This is a genomic window from Mesorhizobium sp. M7A.F.Ca.CA.004.06.1.1, from assembly GCF_003999135.1.
Lineage (GTDB): Bacteria > Pseudomonadota > Alphaproteobacteria > Rhizobiales > Rhizobiaceae > Mesorhizobium.
Window position 1 is genome coordinate 1 of record NZ_RZPQ01001456.1, and the last position, 442, is coordinate 442.

General features: G+C 63.3%; 1 protein-coding gene. It reads right to left on the reverse strand.

What is annotated here, in order from left to right; all coding sequences use genetic code 11:
* On the reverse strand, positions 1-398 hold a 398-nt coding region (locus tag EN906_RS36905), incomplete at its 3' end, for an FAD-dependent oxidoreductase (protein WP_164777741.1).
* Positions 399-442: the final 44 nt, after the last annotated feature.

The window sequence follows — 442 nt, forward strand, 5'->3', positions numbered from 1 at the left end:
TAGCGGAACGACCCGGCTTCCAGGAACGGCCAGCGCTTCACCGCAGCATCGGGCTCCAGCAATTCGAACGGAAAATTGCCTTCTTCCAGGCCCTCGCGATATTCCTCGGCCTCGTCGCCCGGCTCGCGCGAAATGCAGACAAATCCTCTGGGATCGAGGTGGCTTTCGCCGAGATCGGCCCACATCTCGTCCCAGGCCTGGTAGGCTTCGGTGATCAGCCGGCCATAGCCGGTCCCCGCGCGGTAGGCGCGGCGGATGATGCGATGATGGTCGCCCGACGCGGCCATCGGGTTTGGGATCGGCCCTTGCTCGACGATCGAAACGCTGTGGCCGGCCTTGACCAGCGACCACGCCGTCGAGAGACCGGCAATACCCGCACCGACAACGATCACCTTCATCAAATCAGACTTTCCGCAGCCGGTTGGCTGGCTCAACGTATTGG